26 protein-coding genes are annotated in these 16,310 nt (G+C 39.3%); 6 read left to right on the top strand and 20 right to left on the bottom strand.

Annotated elements, in window-relative coordinates; all coding sequences use genetic code 11:
- The first annotated feature begins 294 nt into the window (after positions 1–294).
- Entirely contained in the window at positions 295–1,497 is a 1,203-nt protein-coding gene (locus AOX59_RS14765; protein ID WP_068446684.1) for an IS110 family RNA-guided transposase, read from the top strand.
- A 234-nt stretch (positions 1,498–1,731) separates the two neighbouring features.
- Here AOX59_RS14765 and AOX59_RS14760 read toward each other — a convergent pair whose 3' ends face one another.
- The 15 genes from AOX59_RS14760 to AOX59_RS14705 form a co-directional block, all read right to left on the bottom strand.
- Positions 1,732–2,067 (bottom strand): YolD-like family protein, encoded by a 336-nt coding sequence (locus AOX59_RS14760; RefSeq protein WP_068446683.1) that lies wholly within the window; start codon positions 2,065–2,067, stop codon positions 1,732–1,734.
- A gap of 413 nt (positions 2,068–2,480) precedes the next feature.
- Entirely contained in the window at positions 2,481–3,248 is a 768-nt protein-coding gene (gene istB / locus AOX59_RS14755) for an IS21-like element helper ATPase IstB (RefSeq protein WP_068441521.1), read from the bottom strand.
- Position 3,249: 1 nt separating this feature from the next.
- Positions 3,250–4,803: an IS21 family transposase gene (istA, locus tag AOX59_RS14750; RefSeq protein WP_068441524.1), complete on the bottom strand. Its 1,554-nt coding sequence runs from the start codon at positions 4,801–4,803 to the stop codon at positions 3,250–3,252.
- A gap of 83 nt (positions 4,804–4,886) precedes the next feature.
- A complete protein-coding gene (locus AOX59_RS19790; protein WP_156418720.1) occupies positions 4,887–5,030 on the bottom strand; it encodes a hypothetical protein in 144 nt (47 codons plus the stop codon).
- On the bottom strand, positions 5,030–5,512 hold the full coding sequence (locus tag AOX59_RS14745; protein WP_068446682.1) for an ArpU family phage packaging/lysis transcriptional regulator: 483 nt from the start codon (positions 5,510–5,512) through the stop codon (positions 5,030–5,032). The genes AOX59_RS19790 and AOX59_RS14745 overlap by 1 nt, the downstream gene beginning before the upstream one ends.
- 54 nt (positions 5,513–5,566) lie before the next feature.
- On the bottom strand, positions 5,567–5,737 hold the full coding sequence (locus AOX59_RS19785) for a hypothetical protein (RefSeq protein WP_156418719.1): 171 nt from the start codon (positions 5,735–5,737) through the stop codon (positions 5,567–5,569).
- A 2-nt stretch (positions 5,738–5,739) separates the two neighbouring features.
- A complete protein-coding gene (locus AOX59_RS14740) occupies positions 5,740–5,997 on the bottom strand; it encodes a hypothetical protein (protein ID WP_068446681.1) in 258 nt (85 codons plus the stop codon).
- Positions 5,994–6,215: a hypothetical protein gene (locus tag AOX59_RS14735; RefSeq protein WP_068446680.1), complete on the bottom strand. Its 222-nt coding sequence runs from the start codon at positions 6,213–6,215 to the stop codon at positions 5,994–5,996. The genes AOX59_RS14740 and AOX59_RS14735 overlap by 4 nt, the downstream gene beginning before the upstream one ends.
- 100 nt (positions 6,216–6,315) lie before the next feature.
- Positions 6,316–6,498, bottom strand: a complete 183-nt coding sequence (locus AOX59_RS14730; protein ID WP_068446679.1) for a hypothetical protein — start codon at positions 6,496–6,498, stop codon at positions 6,316–6,318.
- The gene (locus AOX59_RS14725) at positions 6,499–7,278 is read right to left on the bottom strand and encodes an ATP-binding protein (RefSeq protein ID WP_068446678.1); all 780 of its coding nucleotides are present in this window, start codon (positions 7,276–7,278) and stop codon (positions 6,499–6,501) included.
- Between the two features lie 12 nt (positions 7,279–7,290).
- Positions 7,291–8,100: a phage replisome organizer N-terminal domain-containing protein gene (locus tag AOX59_RS14720; protein ID WP_068446677.1), complete on the bottom strand. Its 810-nt coding sequence runs from the start codon at positions 8,098–8,100 to the stop codon at positions 7,291–7,293.
- Between the two features lie 83 nt (positions 8,101–8,183).
- Complete coding sequence (locus tag AOX59_RS14715; RefSeq protein WP_068446676.1) at positions 8,184–8,699, bottom strand: helix-turn-helix domain-containing protein; 516 nt, start codon at positions 8,697–8,699, stop codon at positions 8,184–8,186.
- Between the two features lie 78 nt (positions 8,700–8,777).
- Positions 8,778–8,900, bottom strand: a complete 123-nt coding sequence (locus AOX59_RS20500) for a hypothetical protein (RefSeq protein ID WP_257720690.1) — start codon at positions 8,898–8,900, stop codon at positions 8,778–8,780.
- Positions 8,900–9,670, bottom strand: a complete 771-nt coding sequence (locus tag AOX59_RS14710) for a phage antirepressor KilAC domain-containing protein (protein ID WP_068446675.1) — start codon at positions 9,668–9,670, stop codon at positions 8,900–8,902. Before AOX59_RS14710 ends, AOX59_RS20500 begins: the two co-directional genes overlap by 1 nt.
- Positions 9,671–9,700: 30 nt before the next feature.
- The gene (locus AOX59_RS14705) at positions 9,701–9,919 is read right to left on the bottom strand and encodes a helix-turn-helix domain-containing protein (RefSeq protein WP_068446674.1); all 219 of its coding nucleotides are present in this window, start codon (positions 9,917–9,919) and stop codon (positions 9,701–9,703) included.
- A gap of 151 nt (positions 9,920–10,070) precedes the next feature.
- Here AOX59_RS14705 and AOX59_RS14700 point away from each other — a divergent pair, with 151 nt between their 5' ends.
- The 4 genes from AOX59_RS14700 (at position 10,071) to AOX59_RS14685 (ending at position 12,674) form a co-directional block, all read left to right on the top strand.
- Positions 10,071–10,445, top strand: a complete 375-nt coding sequence (locus AOX59_RS14700) for a helix-turn-helix domain-containing protein (RefSeq protein ID WP_068446673.1) — start codon at positions 10,071–10,073, stop codon at positions 10,443–10,445.
- Between the two features lie 30 nt (positions 10,446–10,475).
- Entirely contained in the window at positions 10,476–10,733 is a 258-nt protein-coding gene (locus tag AOX59_RS14695) for a DUF4352 domain-containing protein (protein WP_156418718.1), read from the top strand.
- Between the two features lie 164 nt (positions 10,734–10,897).
- Positions 10,898–11,281, top strand: a complete 384-nt coding sequence (locus AOX59_RS14690) for an ImmA/IrrE family metallo-endopeptidase (protein ID WP_082684307.1) — start codon at positions 10,898–10,900, stop codon at positions 11,279–11,281.
- Complete coding sequence (locus AOX59_RS14685; RefSeq protein ID WP_068446670.1) at positions 11,247–12,674, top strand: recombinase family protein; 1,428 nt, start codon at positions 11,247–11,249, stop codon at positions 12,672–12,674. Before AOX59_RS14690 ends, AOX59_RS14685 begins: the two co-directional genes overlap by 35 nt.
- 126 nt (positions 12,675–12,800) lie before the next feature.
- Here the strand turns inward: AOX59_RS14685 and AOX59_RS14680 are convergent, their stop codons facing one another.
- From AOX59_RS14680 to AOX59_RS14665, 4 genes are all read right to left on the bottom strand, one after another.
- Complete coding sequence (locus AOX59_RS14680) at positions 12,801–13,022, bottom strand: DUF2922 domain-containing protein (protein WP_068446669.1); 222 nt, start codon at positions 13,020–13,022, stop codon at positions 12,801–12,803.
- 35 nt (positions 13,023–13,057) lie between these two features.
- Positions 13,058–13,282: a DUF1659 domain-containing protein gene (locus tag AOX59_RS14675; protein WP_068446668.1), complete on the bottom strand. Its 225-nt coding sequence runs from the start codon at positions 13,280–13,282 to the stop codon at positions 13,058–13,060.
- Between the two features lie 243 nt (positions 13,283–13,525).
- Positions 13,526–14,242, bottom strand: coding sequence for a sulfite exporter TauE/SafE family protein (locus AOX59_RS14670; protein ID WP_068446667.1), 717 nt, complete (start codon positions 14,240–14,242; stop codon positions 13,526–13,528).
- 145 nt (positions 14,243–14,387) lie between these two features.
- A complete protein-coding gene (locus tag AOX59_RS14665) occupies positions 14,388–14,981 on the bottom strand; it encodes a superoxide dismutase family protein (RefSeq protein ID WP_068446666.1) in 594 nt (197 codons plus the stop codon).
- A gap of 124 nt (positions 14,982–15,105) precedes the next feature.
- On the opposite strand from AOX59_RS14665, the gene AOX59_RS14660 reads away from it, so the two are divergent.
- Positions 15,106–15,483, top strand: coding sequence for a PH domain-containing protein (locus tag AOX59_RS14660; RefSeq protein WP_068446665.1), 378 nt, complete (start codon positions 15,106–15,108; stop codon positions 15,481–15,483).
- A gap of 207 nt (positions 15,484–15,690) precedes the next feature.
- On the opposite strand, the gene AOX59_RS14655 is transcribed toward AOX59_RS14660, so the two are convergent.
- Positions 15,691–16,203: a DoxX family protein gene (locus tag AOX59_RS14655; RefSeq protein WP_068446664.1), complete on the bottom strand. Its 513-nt coding sequence runs from the start codon at positions 16,201–16,203 to the stop codon at positions 15,691–15,693.
- Between the last annotated feature and the right edge of the window lie 107 nt (positions 16,204–16,310).

Below are 16,310 nucleotides of genomic sequence, written 5' to 3'. Positions count from 1 at the left end.
GCGTGTAAATAATTTTTCACCTTAATTCAATTAACTGGCCCGATCGTATTATATGGTCAGCCGGTCATTGAACTGGTTGACCTATTTTTTATAGGTTTTATGCTTGAGGAAGTCGGGGGAGGACGTGTGCGCCCGTGGGACACTGATCCCGTCCGTAATACTGTCCACCCCTTCCTTGTAGAAACATGTTTGAGGCTGGTTGGGACACGATCCCGCATAACAAGCGAAGCTATGACACTACAAGGGCGTGTAAGGGGAGCACCGGCGAATCTACTTAAGGAGTTGTGATCAGTTATGAATCCTGTTATCGGCCTGGATGTCGCCAAAGGAGAAAGCCAGGTCCAAGCCTTTTTACAAAGGAAAAAAACGTATAAGCAAAGCTTTAAATTTGAACACCATCTACAAGGACTTCACACGTTTTATCAGTTTTATCAGGAAGTGGAACAGGTTGCCGGTCAGCCTCCGGCCGTCATTTTCGAATCCACCGGGCACTATCATGAACCTGTGCTTCAATTTCTGGAGGATCAGGCTATCACGTATTATGTCATCAATCCGGTCGTTTCTTATGAGGCCAAAAAAACGGGTCTGCGTAAGGTGAAAACAGACAAAGTCGATGCGTATCATCTAGGTGAGTTGTACTATAAAGAAGATCTGGAAGCCTTTCAGAAGAAAACCGAGCAATACCTGGATCTGCGTCAATTAACCAGACAGCACAGTGCTTTAACGGATAGCTATGTTGAAATAAAATTGCAGTTCCAAGCTGCAGTCGATCATATTTTTCCGGAATATCATAATGTCTTCAGTGATCTTTGTGGCAAGTTATCGTTGAACACCTTACTGCATTATCCGACTGCTTCGGCTATTCAAAAAGTCTCTCAACAAACATTAGCCGACGATATGTGTCAATTCGGGGCTAGACGTTCCGACGCATGGTTTTTGGATAAAGCAGCCCAATTAAAGGCTGCGGCAGACCGTAATCCCTTTCAGCATCCTGTCTGTCATGGTCATATTGTCAGCTTACAGATGTATATTCAGATGCTTTTTCAATATCAAGAGCACCTATCCCAATTAAAACGAGAAATAGATGCCCTTGCTCGGTCTTTTGAAAACCATGGATTGATCCAGTCGATTCCCGGGATTGGAGATAAGCTTGCAGCCACAATCATCTCCGAAATCGGGGGCATCAATCAGTTCGAACGCCCGAAACAACTGGCTGCTTATGCAGGACTAGATCCAAGTGTTTTTGAGTCAGGCAAGTATAAAGCTTCCATCAACCGTATCACCAAAAGAGGATCATCACGATTGCGTCAGGCCCTTTACACAGCTGTGCAATGCGGTCTTGCCAAAAACCGAAACAAGAAACTGATAGCCTTTTACAGTCGCAAAAGAAACGAGGGCAAGCCACACAGGGTCGCTGTGATTGCCTGTGCCAATAAACTCGTTCACTGGATTCACGCCATGTTCAAGCGTCAGGAAGTCTTTGTAGACCAATCCTAAGAAACTATTAAAGTTCACAATACTCTGAAACCTTACTGGTTCAGCAGTAAGGCTATTTGGTATGTTCAATTTTTAGTGTAACATGTTTTTTCAAACTTTTTTAGACTTAAGTATTGACAACTATTGGCTGGTATTGTTGAAGAAACATTCTTTTAAAAATTCTTTATTAATTTTAACATAAAATTCGAAATGATTGGTCAGAACAAAACAGTTTAGATATTATTTATCAGCTTATTAATCAATCAAAACCTCCATAACATCATCAAAAGGAACCGAAGTATTTTCCTCATTGTCAAATTTCAAAGCATTGGCTAGTGTATCGACCATCAATAACTTACCTTTTATTTTTTGAAAATCATGTATACCATGATCATAATATTCAACCTCGACTGTAAGATCGTTTTGTAACGCAAGTTGTAACTTGGTATTAAGTTCAAACTGCTTTTGCTCATCTAGGATTGGCTTCTTTTTATATTCTTGTTCTCGCCACATTTGCTGCAGCATTTCTTCATGTTCCGGCATCATCATAGCAGTCCACTTTTTTGTCCCTCTATCGTTAACTTCACTCACTTTAAAACCTCCCAATAAACAAACGTTTGTTCTTATTATAACATAACAATAAATGCTCTGTGCAATAAATTTTATTAAGCGGACGTGTACATTATCGGTAATAACATGTACGCCATAACTATGTTATGGATACTTTGCAATGTTTTCATGAAAATGCGCCAAACAGATTTCACCCGCTTGAATACCCCTTGAGACTATCATGCCAAAGGGGTAAACGGTGCATTTTACATTAACTCTCATATAATACAAACACTATAGCTTTGCACAAGCCATGAGAAAAATGATGATAAATGGAATACCCAGCACCCATAACCAAAACTCGGCAGAATAAACCATGTTCAAATAAATGTCGGTTTGCATAAACCACTGGAAGACAGTGTAACCGTCAAGTAGTTTTGAACACTTTTTGCTCATTAATTTTGAACACTTTTCGCCGGAAACAAAGACTCTCGATATTTTATTCTATGGCTTTCCCCCTCAAAGTGAATAATCTCCGAGCGATGGAGGAGGCGATCTAAGATCGCCGTGGTGATTCCCTGATCTCCAAGTAATCCTCCCCATGCTTCTGGGCCTTTATTAGATGTCAGTATGATAGAACTTCGTTCATACAGATGATTAATAAGGTGAAAAAACAAATTGGCTTCGTTTTGATCCATAGCCATATACATAAGATCGTCTATTATGACGAGATCGGCCTCTCTAATGCGTTTCATTTTAAGCTGTGATTTCCGTAGGAATTCTTCCGTTTTTAATAGAGGTACTAGTTCTCCCATGGATATAAACGATACACGCTGACCTTTATAGATGGCTTCTAATCCTAATCCTATTGCTATATGTGTTTTTCCCACCCCTGGTGGCCCTAAAAATATGAGATTAAATGACTCTTCAAGCCAATTTAGTTCCTGTAGCTGCCTTAATTGTCGCTCACTAAGCGATGGCAGTTCTTGAATGTCAAAGTCATCTAGCGTTTTTTGATAAGGAAACTTTGCCCACTTCAGATGTTTTTCTATTGTTTTTTCTTCACGTCGTTTTTCTTCATACGTAAGTAATTCACGTAGAAATTCTTGATAGGTCCATGAATGGGTTTCTGCTTTCCTTAAAAAACTTGGTAATGCTTTTGATGTCTCTGACAGTCTTAAATTCTTAAGCTGCTGTTGTAAATTTTCCACTGAGTATTCCAACCTATACCCCTCCTAAAATCTTAAGATAGTCGTCCAGTTCTCTTAACGATGCTCTTTCTTGGTAATGAATGGTGGACGTCTCTATAGTCGGAATATCAGATAGTAGAGCTCTATTTTCATACTCTTTCTTTTTTGAGAGATGTTTTACGACGTCATGAAAGTCATTGGCGCTCCATAAAGCTTGTTCAATACAAATATTCAAAGCTGGTTGAATAAACGGCTGGAAATCCTTAGCTGCCCGTTGTACAATTTGCAGCTGATCTCGTATATACCTGGGATATCGCTCATAAATTGCTTCCAGGAATAATTGTATTTTATCCTGATCATCAAAAGAAGCTTTTACGGTATCCATATAGGCTTTAATGCCTTTTGATCTATCCCTGAAATGATTGTTGTTCTTGACCAGTTGCCCTTTTCCTAAGGAAAGGGGATGAGTCGCTATCGGTGCACCTCCAGGTGTCTTTTCAATAATAAGCTTGTTTTCTGCAGTTCTAAGATAAACAGTATTATCACCATGAGGTTGATACGTTCCAAGTGGAACGGAATAACGGTTCGATTGATATTTAATAATGTTGTCCTTATGCACAGTCCTTGTTATACTTAACCTATGGTTACTCTCGAAAGAGAGTGGAGAAGAGACTTTTCGTAAGTGTGGCTTTTCTAGGGCAAACACTTCGACAGGTCTCTTTTTTATTGTATTGTGCACTTGATAATTACCTTTTCTTTTAAGCCATGCCAGACATTGCTCATTCCAGGTCTCTATTTGGTGGAAGATACGATTCTTGGCGAAGTTTTGTTTAATGAATTTCACCACATTTTCAACCTTCCCTTTAGATTCAGGGTCTGCTGCTCTACATAAATAAACGGAAAATCCTCTCTGTTGTTTATAAGACTGAAACGCTTCTGTGTATATAATATCGCCTCCATTTTCACTTACCGTCATTAATTTATCCTGGTCATATACAATTTCCTCAGGCATACCGTCATAATACTCAAATGCATTTTCATGGCTGCGTAAAACATCATGCGTCGTAAAAGGGCGATCCTGCCACTCAGAATATTTGTAACGAGAGTGGGATAGGACAAAGGCAACGACGTATAGCTTCTTCCATTTCCCCTCAAACGTCGGGACTTTTATTTCTCCAAAATCAACTTGTAGTTGTTGACCTTTCGGTAATTCCTCCAATGCCTCATAACGACGGAACGTAAAGGTTTTGGGTATGTGATGTTTTTCGCGTAGTTCTCTGACGTAAGTTCGGACGGTACTATCACCTACATCCGTAAAAGAACAACGTTCTTCTAACCAATCCGAAATCTGTGAAGCTGATAAATCCGGGTGTTCTTTTAACCACCCCAGGATATGGTCCTGGTAAGGATCCAGTTTTCGCTTTCTTGTTCTCAACACATCCACCCACCTACAAGCTTCTTCAAAGTCTTTTTCTAAATACTCATAAACAGTCGTTCTCGATAAGTTGCACTTTCTAGCGATGGCTGAAATTTTAAAACCCTGTCTTTTTAATTGATGCACTTGCACTATCACTTCTAATTTAAACACCTTCTCGTTCCCCCATAACTTCAGTTATTTTATACTTAGTTTAACTGAAATTGGGATTATTTTGGGGCAGAAAGTGTTCAATTCTATCGAGCAAAAACTGTCCATTTTAGTTTAGCAGTTACAACAGCCAGGAATACAATGCCACAGAAAGTTGAAACAGCAACAAACAACATAACGAATAACATGATAAGCAATGATTTTTTGACTGTATGAGCAACGGGCATCATCAGGAAAATCCCCTTTCAGCAAAGACACCGTATAGATGCCGTCCGAGTATTTCCAGTGCTTCTTTCTTGATTTCATAATACCTTGTTTTTCCGACAAATAGTTGGGGATAAATGACCTCGTCACTATATCGAGAACCGTCATTACGTTTACGCAAATACTTCAATTCAATCAATTTTTGTTCGATCGGGCTTAATGAATGAATGGTTGAATGCAATATTTCCAGCCATTCTGATGCTTGTATTGTTTTTATGGCAAACATTTCTGTCTTACTCTTTTTGAAATTACTGGATCCATGCGGCATATCCGATATAGAAGAAATAATGCTTGGAACCTTTGTTTCGTTTGCTATTGCTTTAATTTTAAAATACCGGTTTAACCAATTTTTTTCCGCATGCTCTATATAAAAATACTGTTCATCCTTTAAAATGTCTTCAATTTCCTCTTGCGTGAACATGTTCTCAACATCCGAGCTGAATTGCATTATGCGATTCACCCTTTCTTACATGCTAGATATTGATTTCAAGCTTGATTCGCTTCAATTGGCAGGATGATGTTTAGCCAATGAATGCAATGCCCATGCTATCCGTTGAAAATAAGCTGAGGCATGGTCCAAATCATCTTGTTCGACAGCTTTTAAAGCTTTAGCCAGATTCAAATCATAATAATCCCATTCTTGATTCATGTATGCTTGAACAATTTGAGACACGATTAAATCCCCCTTAATGAGCTATAATTTAAAATATCATTGACACAATCATATAAATCTTCTTTATTTGAATAGCATTCATGGTTAGATTCAGAGGCCATTTCGTACAGGCCATGCTGATTTTTTATGAGCGTTACTTTTATTTCTGGAATATACTCAGAATAGCCCTGCTGTATATTGCAAATGACATTAAATAAAGGATCATGCTCTTTTCCCAGGTATTCATAAACGTTTAATTGCTGGGTTGTGTAGTCACTCATCGTGATTTTCCTTCCATTCCATGGCACATTCCTTTTACCGTTGGATTCATAATCGTATGCCTTAGCGCCCCTATCTGCATTTCTTCTTCGCTGTTCCTGCCATGCAACGTCTCCAACCATAAACGATACATGGTTAATGCCTCAGAAATAAGATGGGCTTCAGAATATCCAGCTTCAATCAAAATCTTTCCTTCATCAATCTTATTAATGACTTGCATCTTAGCCCTCCTCGATTAAGGTTATCTATTTGACGATTTCACATATGAGCTAACAATGATATAATTGAAGATATCTTCTTGGACCCAGAAAGGTTGATATTTAGGCGTATCCTTGCTTTCTGTTTTCCAGTTCATTAAGATATTTTCTTGTTTCAGCTACCGTTGGTACATATTTGTCACCAACGGAGCTTTTATTTTGCATCCATTCCCGCCACTTCCTGTCGGTCTCCACTTGGCTATCCTTCGGGTCAAACACCATCACACTTTGCATGCCTTGCCACATTTAAAACGCCCTCCTTCTATAATCTGAACCATTCATAACGATAACGTTGGTATTGTCCATTATTCTTGAGAAATTCCGTTCATTGACCCGTTCTTTTAGTTCATCACTGCTTAAATTGGTCGTATAAACGGTTGCTTTACCTGAGCGATCATCCAGTATCTCGAAAAGTTTAGACGTAGACCATTCTGTTTGTTGTTCCGCCCCAATATCGTCCAGCACTAATAAGTCCACACGTTGAATAACGTTTAGCAGCTCATCTTCTGTGACGCCTTTTGTGTTATAGGTTCGCTTGATCTTAGTAAGCAGTTTTGGAAGTGAGAGAAACAAGCATTCATAGTCTCTTTTCATCAACGCTTTCGTTATAGAAATCGAAAGATGACTTTTTCCCGTTCCATAGTCGCCTGTCAATAAGAGATTCTGTTTTCGATCAAATGAATGGCTATACGCCAATGCCTTTTCTTTAGCCAGCTTTAAGTTGCTGTCAAGTGCATCAAAGTTATCGAATGTTGCTTCTTTCAGCGAGTCATTTATCAGGGAATAATAATTAAAACTGGCCATCAGCTTACGATGTTTGAGCTGACTGTATTTTTTTCTGGCTGCCTTTGCCAGTTTGATATTTTCACATCTGCATCCGTAATTGGCTATGACTCGCTCCCCTTCACGTGGTCCAGAAGGAATGATTAATTCATTTTGTGACACATGCTGATGGCAACCATCACACACAAACGTTTTAAGTAATTTTTGTTCTGGAGTTGTTAAATGCTGTTTAATACCTTCCATCAGGAAATCCCCCTAAAATCCGTAATTATAACCATCATTCGCAGCAGCTTGCTTCTTATGTTCCTTTTTGCTGTCCTCGATTTCTTCCAGCGTCAATAGCGATTGGTTTTCCCAGTTTCGGAGAATCCCTTCAATGTAATTCAACTGTCTTTTATTATTGGCACATGCTATCTCCATAGCCTTAACTATGATTTTTTCAGGCTCTTTAAATGATGAATCATCCAACCACGACAACAACCGGTTTTTTCCCTGAATATTATTTAACCCGAATCCGTTACCATCCCAAAATTGAATGATTGCTGACGTCTGTTGTTGTTCTTTGTCTTCTTTCTTCTTTCTTCTCTCTTGTTCTTGTTCTTCTTCTGTTGCGTTAGGTAACGTTTCATGTAACGTTACGTTCTCAGAAGCCACATCTTTGTTTTCTAATTGCTTTCTTTTCTGTTTTTCTCTATGTCTTTGAACTCGCTTTCTTGTTTGTTTTCGAGCACGTTCCATTCCCTCAACGTTTTGGTGGTTTTCCCAATTAGTAATGTGTATAAAGGAATCTTCGTCAATGTGAATCATTCCAAAGTCCCGTAAAGTCTTTAATGCAAGGCGAATGGTATTAACTGGTCTACCGAAAATCGTAGCGAGCATCTCTTCCGTGTATGGAATATTTTCATTTAGATAGATATATCCATTGGCATTAGTTTTTCCTGCTTGCGCCAGTAATTTCACCCAAACAACAAGAATGGTATCTGCCTCTGGCATCTGTTCTATCAGTTTTATCTTTTCATCTTCAAACATAGATATATCCAACTTAATCCATTTTAGTTCTTTCATACTGCTTCCTCTTTTCGTGAAGAAATTTTATCTTGAATTTTGATTTTGAATTCCATGTTGCAATTCAGCTTTCAAAATATCGCTCATTTAATTAGCCATTCGGATTTCCACTTACTCACTCGATCCCTCATACAATCCCTGACAGAAATATTATATTCCTGTTCAAGTCTGACAATAAATGAATTCGTAACTGCCTGGACATCTAGCAATTCTTTAATACCCTCAGAAACCTGAATCCTTTCTTGTTGGTTAATATGTTCCGGTGGCTTAATTAAACTGATTTCATCGAACAAATCGATTACTTCAGTCAACTCGTGTTTAAACATCTCCTTTAGTGTCAATCGGTGCCACTCGATTGCTTTACCTCCAATTATTAATGGGGTAATATAGTATTGAGCTATCTCCCTGGCTACCTCAAAACCGTATTGTGCATCGTTATAACGATTGACACTTTTCTCTGCCAGCTCTTCAGATGCCATTCTTTTACCTAACTCTATTTTTGATATCATGGATTGATCCACGTACAGATCATCAGCAACATTTTTCTGAGATAACCCATTTCTTTCCCTCATATCTTTCAATGATTTCCCGATATTCACTTTTTCCTCCTATTTGTCCTTTTTTGTTTATTCGTTATGACTTCAATTAGTAGTATGCTAGATTCATGATGCGCCCCGTTAACTAGATTTTTTCTCTGATTTTCGTTTGAGTATTCGCGGCATTGATGTCTTCTTAAAATAATCAAACATCAATTTCCGTGTATATTCCTCGCTTGTTTTAAATGTAAGTTTGGCTGGCATTATGCTGTCACCCCAAACTCATCCATTAATAATTTTGATAACTTAACTTGGCCTTTACCTGTTATTAGAGTAGTAACGTGTTGTACATTTCTTTTTGTGTTATGAGCGATGACTGTAACGGATGTATCGAATAGACCTTGTTCGAGATAGTACTGTTTCGGTTGGTTCTTTTCTCTGCCGGATTTGATGAGAAATTCATTATCGCGTAGCCATCCGAACATTTTATTTCGTCCTAGATTAATCCCGTATTCGTCATACATCATTTTTGCGAATGCACCGACATTAATTGCAACAATTGAATTTGAAACGACTTTTCCAAACGTGGTATATGGCTCGTCCAGCCTTCGTTGTTGTTCAAGTTTGGCCCGTTCTCCGCGTTCTTGTTTTAAATTCGTAAGAAGTTGAATGCCGAAATCGGGGTCATTGAGCACATTTTCGATGGTTTCAGGTGTCGCGTATGCACCATGTTTTCTTATGGATGGGAGCACCTCTGAAGTGATCCATTTTCGAAATCGTTTTGCTTCAAACTTTCGACTGTCCAAAATGACATCATATAGTCCGTCTTCATTTACGAATGTCGCTTGCTGAATTCCACCTGATGTTTTCAGGGGGTGATTTGAAATCACGTCCTCATCTAAACGTCTTTTAACGCCAGCAACTTGACCAAGTTCTAAAATGTTACATAAATCCTTGAGCAGAAATTCTACCTGACCATCTTTTTCATAAATAGTTAATTCTGTACCGTCGAACATTTTTGTTAACTGTTTCATTTAAATAACCTCCTTATCATCTATATCGCATTATGCGATTTTGCCTTTAAAAAAAATTTCATCAAGAGTTACTCCGAGAATATTTCTTAGTTTCAGCAAGTGTTTTACTTGCGGAAAACGGTGTCCATTTTCTATTTGAGAATAATAGTTTGGGGTTATTTCTAATTGTTCAGCAATAAATTTTTGTTTTACTCCCCTTTCTTCTCTTAATTGTTTTAAGTTATTATTTATAATCTTGGTATTTTGCATTTTTTTACCTCCTTATTTCGCAAAATGAGATGTCTTAACCCTAATCTAGCATCGCAAATTGCGATTGTCAACTCTTTTTATCACTATTTGCGATTTTTTATTTAAAAAATCATGTATTGCGATATAATGGCTTATAGAAAGGTGAGTAGCCATGAAAGAACAAATTCTGTCAAAAAGATTAAAGATGCTTAGGAATGAAAAAGGTTATATGCAAAAATTTGTAGCAGATAAAATAGGTGTAAGAAGCAATACCTTATCAGGATACGAAAATGGAACGAGGTCACCTGATCCTGATACCATTAATAAACTGGCTGAATTATACAACGTCACTACAGACTACCTATTAGGCAGAACTGAAAATCCGGAAGTATCAGAAGAAATTGAGAAAGATGAAATCATCAACAAAATAGCTACGGAATTCCCAGATGCCGACTTAATGTTTCATGACCTGAGTAACATGACGGCTGAGGATTTAGAAGATGTGTATGATTATATTAAGTTTAAGCGGAGTAAGAAGGGGGATTGAGATAACAAAATTTTGGATGCATTGACATACATGAAGTTAAAGGAGGAAAAAATAAATGTTGATTTGTACTCCTTTGAAGCTGATTCTATAGCTAGTACCACCGCAAATCAAAACGAGGTTGGAACAATCGAAGACAGCTTCTTTACGGAGCAGATAAATCCCGGTTCTGAAATTTCCGGCAAAGTAGTATTTGATGTCTCCCCAGACGTTGCAGAAGCTGACAATTTAAAAGTCGAAGCTCAAGAAGGCATTTTCGGTTCAGCCACTAAAACAATTAAGTTGCAGTAATCAACAAAAAATTATGGTGTACATTCATTTGTACACCATATATTATAAACTGAAATCGAACGCACATTCTATTATGGGGTGGTAAATTGTTTTTCACTCATTTAGAAGACTTTATAACTAACCTGTATTCAAAGTTGCAAATACACGAGCCATATCAATTGGATATGTTTACAATCGCAAAGAAGCTAAACATCGATATTGTTTATCGGAAAACTAGTTTTCGACTGGGTAATGACATTGTGCTTATTAAATCAACAAAACAAAAAGAATGGCAAAATTTTGGACATGAATTAGAACATAGCCTCCAGCACGTAGGGCAACAGTTAAATATGCACTATCTTTTCAGAGACTTGCAAGAATATCAAGCGAGACGTTTCGCTTACCACTTTTGCGTTCCAACATTCATGCTGCAGCAGTACAACGATTTAACTGTCTGTGACGTTATGAACCTATTTAATGTCGAGTATGGATTTGCTTTAAAACGGCTAGAAATGTATGAAAGGAAGTTGTTAGATGAGGGCAGCACTATATGTCAGAGTGTCTACTGAGGAACAAAATTTAGAAGGATATTCAATAGAAGCACAAAAAAATAGATGCATGTCTTTTATTGAATCGCAGGGAGATTGGTATCTATCAAAAGTATATGCAGATCCGGGGCATTCCGCTAAAAATTTAGACCGTCCAGCCGTGCAAGAATTAATAGAAGGCGCTAAAAATAAAGAATTTGATGTGTTAGTCGTATACAGGCTAGACAGACTTGTCAGGTCTGTGCTTGACTTACATAAATTATTAGAGCTGTTTGATAAGCACAATGTCAAGTTTAAATCAGTCACTGAAGTATTTGACACGACAACGGCAATGGGGCGTTTTTTCATCACTCTTGTTGGTGCAATGGCGGAATGGGAAAGAAGCAATCTATCCGAACGTGTTTCTTTTGGCATGGAACAGATGACACGTGAGGGTAAATGGAAAGGAGGCCATGTTGGTTATGGCCATATGCATATAGACGGTCACATGGCCATAAATGAAGATGAAGCTCGCATTGTCAGAATGATGTATGATTGGTATCTATCAGGAATGAGCGATAGAAAAATCGCGAAAGAACTGCGCAAACGCGGAATAATGACACGGGGTGGAGCCCAATGGTCAGAATCACATGTCAGATATACATTGTCAAATCCGAAAAATAAGGGCGATTTACGATACGGGATCGAAAAAGAAAAGTCAAAACAGTTTGTTGTTGAGGATATTTATCCGCAAATTATTGACGTCGACACATTTGATAAAGCTATGAGCATACGTGAATCACGGCGAACGTTTCACGGCAGACAAGCAACAAGTGATCATTACTTCTCCGGTATACTGACTTGCTTCCGCTGTGGCAGAAGCATGGTAGGCCATATGGCAAAAGTAAACGGAAAAAGACTTAAAAATTATGTTTGCCTCGGGAGAAGACATTTTGAATGCGATATGCCGTCAATCAGCGAACGTATTATCGAGCATAACTTTTTACAAGAACTCCGTCGCGGTATAGAAAGTGAAAACATTAATCACATCGAAGAACCGGCACAAAATAATGCGGACGAAATCAAAGCACTTAAACGTGATTTGAATAAGATAAAAGACCGGCGTAAAAAATGGCAATATGCTTGGGCAAATGAAATTATGAGTGATACTGAATTTCAAGATCGCATGCAGGAGGAACAAGAATTAGAGAATCATTTAAAAAAGCAATTAGAAGATTTAGACGAAACGCAGCCGCATGTCGTTGATGATGCCGTTCTTGAAATGATGTCGGATGCAGTGGAAAACTGGGGTAATCTGGAGTCGACCGAAAAGAAGCAACTAATGCAAATTGCTTTTGATAAGATCATTGTGGATAAAATAGAATCAAAAAAAGTCCTGGACAGAGCAAATATAATTGAAATTGTATTTAAATAGTCCATCATAAAAACAGGAAAACCAACTTCCGTCACGAACGATACCCAAGTTTCCACTGACAAGACCTCCTTTATATCGGTTTTTGTTTAAAAAAGACCAGGGCGGCGAGGCCACTGGTCTTGACGTTTAGCTTTCAGGCAGATTTATTTCTTCAACAGTCCGATCTACAATGCGCGCGCCTTTTTTGGAAACAAGGTCGCCGCCTGAAGATGTGAATGCATTTTGCGTAATGATTTCATCCATTGCATTCGTGACCGCAATTGGATCGACAGGCTCTACCGGCTGTTCCAAAGAATAGGTGACCGTTTTTTCGTCTTCATTGAAAAATTTCAGTTCAAGTTTCTTCAATCCAATCCCTCCTCTCTAATGTCTTCCCCAAAAATCTATTCTTGCGTGATGTCGTACTCGTCCTGGCGTTCAACATTGTAAAGCGGTCGTTCCTGCAGTCCGGCAACAGCTGTTGCGATGACATATAACTGATCTGAGGTTGCTTCCGGTTTGACATTGTTGAAGCTCTTCGTTTTGTACAATGCCTTCCCTGTCATCAGATCATTGCCGTCATCCAGCACCAATGATAAGCGAGAATTAACTTTTTCCGCTACAGCCATATTGAGCACCTCCTTTCACCCCTACAATCGAAATGAAAGGGAAAAAAGGGGCACCGAAATAATCCTCTGGCCGTGATTTTTATAAGTGACATAAAAGGCGCATATAAAGCGAAATTAAAACCCGGGCTGATGTTCATCTGCCCGGGTTTTAGATTTGATTGTGAGCTATAGCATTTTGGCAAAGTTTACTGAAAACGCTTTTGTTTATAATGGGGGTGCCCCCAATCTTTCAGATAAATCGATTTAAATTTGCTGCAGGAACAAATACATCCCGGTAAAAATGAGCAGGATATACATCAGCTTGCGAAACAGTTCCTGATTGATCCAGCGGAAAAGGACTTGCCCCAGAAATAAGCCGGTTAATACAATCGGCAGACCTGCCGCACTTGATTTCCAAATGTCTGCTGTTGTCCCGGCGAAAATAACCTGAACAATCAGGCTGATGGCATATATCCACAGATAAAATGCCAGTGTTGTGCCGCGCAGTTTTTCCTTTGTTGTATCTGTGCCGGCAAAATACAGCAACAGCGGCGGGCCGGGCATGCCGATACTTGTTGTAAAGGCCCCTGAAATCCCGCCTGCTGCCAGATCACGTTTTTTCGACTTGTGGATTCGAAAATTCAACATCAGTAAAAATGTCAGGGCCAGGATCAGTATGCTGACAACAACCTTAAGGCCAGTCATATCAATCATTAAAAAGGCAATCATACCGATTGGTAAGCCAGTCAGGCTCCCTGTTATCAATCGCCTAAGCACCGACACATCAATATCCTTTCTGATTTTTCTGATGAGCGATATTGAAATGACGAGCGATAATACTAAATTAATCTGGACCGCTTCCCTGGGTTCAAACATCAGAAGCAAAAGCGGTGTTGCCATAATCGAAAAGCCGAACCCCGTGCTGGTCTGCAAAATAGACGCTAGTAAGATAACGATAATAAATAACACAATTGTCTCCAAATGAACACCTGCTATTATGTGTGGTTACACAACATGGTAAAACAAAAATATTGAAGATGAAACCTCATATTGGCATCTGCCGTTCATTTTTACCCCAAACAAAAAGACCCGGATTTCTGTCCGAGTCTTTAATGTTTGTTGCATGTCACTCGCTTATAACACCGCAAGCAATTCGTTCACCGGCATCCCCCGAGGGCTGTGATTTATAATCATCCGCTCCTGAATGAATCACGAGTGCTGTACCGCCCTCCTTCAGCAATGAATTTTCCTGACCCTTTTCCAGCGTAACCATCTTGGCTAATGCATCCTTGAAAACATTCCCGTCTTTGTCAACGTTTATATTCGGCAAATCCCCGGCGTGCGGACCTTCCGGGTGCTCAAATCCATGCTTGGAATCCGTCGGGTTGAAGTGGCTGCCGGCAGATTCAAAGTCCGGTGCCTCACATATTCCATTTTCATGAATGTGAAAACCGTGCTCCCCGCCAGGCAAATCAGAAGCCTCCAATGTAATCTTAACACCGGTATAAACGGGTCTGATCACAGCTGTGCCAACTTCTTCCTTGTCCTGGTTATACATGGTGACATCTATTTTTTCTGTCTCTTCATCCAAGATGCTGAGTGCTTTAACACTTGAATCCGTGCTGTTAATTGCCGCTTCTTCAGTGTTGTCTTTCGTATCCGCACAGCCCGTTATGAGAATAAATATCGCCACTCCGATAGAAATAATCCATTTTTTCATATGTACCGTTCTCCTTCCATCAATGGATAATTTTTCAAAGTTAGTTTGCACAATCATGGAAAACTTATACATGGATAAGCCTATCTGATACAATAAGGATAATAATTGTTGAGGAGTGATCGCTTTGGGCATTTTCGATGGCATGATGGGCAACGCATCAGAAGTTGATGCAAACGATGCAGAAAAAGAACTCAGTGAGCTGTTATCCCAGGGAGAACGCGTGGAGCATGCTTATAAATTAATAAGAGACCTGATGGTGTTTACCAATAAACGGCTGATTTTGGCTGACAAACAAGGCGTTACCGGTAAAAAGGTCGAATATCATTCCATCCCATATAAAAGCATTACGCATTTTTCCGTGGAAACCGCGGGCACTTTCGACCTTGAAGCTGAATTATTGATTTGGATTTCCGGAAGTTCAGAACCTGTTCAAAAAACCTTTAATAAACAGCTGAATATTTATAAAGTACAAAGCGTGCTCGCCGATTATGTGACAGGGTAAGTGATGCACGTAACATGGTCGAAACGCTGGCCGGTTAGAGTTTCAATGAAAAAGCTGACCTTCTCAATTGGAAGATCAGCTTTTTTCCCGCATGTAATGGACAGTAGAACGGCGGTTAACTGTCCCTAAATGTCCGATTCGTTCATCTAACAATCAGTGGGGGGAAAGAAAGAATACCCCATTGATTGAAAATTCACTTTATTGAATCTATGCTGTAGCGGCTTCACGGCTTTTGCGTTTTTGACGTGGGTTATGATTTTTCAGGAATGGGATTACCCAGCGATCCAGTCCGTAGCGTCCTGCGTTGAATCCAGCAGCGAGCAGAAATACAGTGATTAATACCATTTGAGCGTTTGTGCTGACAGTGCCGCTGAACAAGAAGGCAAAGTTCATTGTTATCCCCATCAGAGCGGCAAAGTTCGTGAATAGACCAAGAATAAGTGCTGTACCTGCGAGAAATTCTCCCCACATGACGAGAAAACTGAATAGTTCTGCATTGGGCAGTGCAAATGTTTCAAGAAACGCGGCCCACCAGCCTTGCACAGTCGGGTTTTCTCCTCCTGCACTGGCTACGGCACCCTGAATAAATCCGCCGGCATCGAATTCACCGCTGGTTATTTTTCCAAATCCCGAAGTCATCCACTGATACCCGATATAAATTCTTAAAAAAGCTAATACACCGGCAACAACTTTATTATGACGAAGAAAATCTAAAAACATTTTAATCACTCTCCTGTTTTATCAAATTAGTTTGTTCAATATTTCACAATTAATGTTAAAGATATATCTTCATTACAATTTCATCATAGCATGTGTTTAGATTTAAT

Source organism: Lentibacillus amyloliquefaciens, from assembly GCF_001307805.1.
GTDB classification, from domain to species: Bacteria; Bacillota; Bacilli; order Bacillales; family Amphibacillaceae; genus Lentibacillus; species Lentibacillus amyloliquefaciens.
This window is presented reverse-complemented; position numbering and strand designations above follow the sequence as displayed.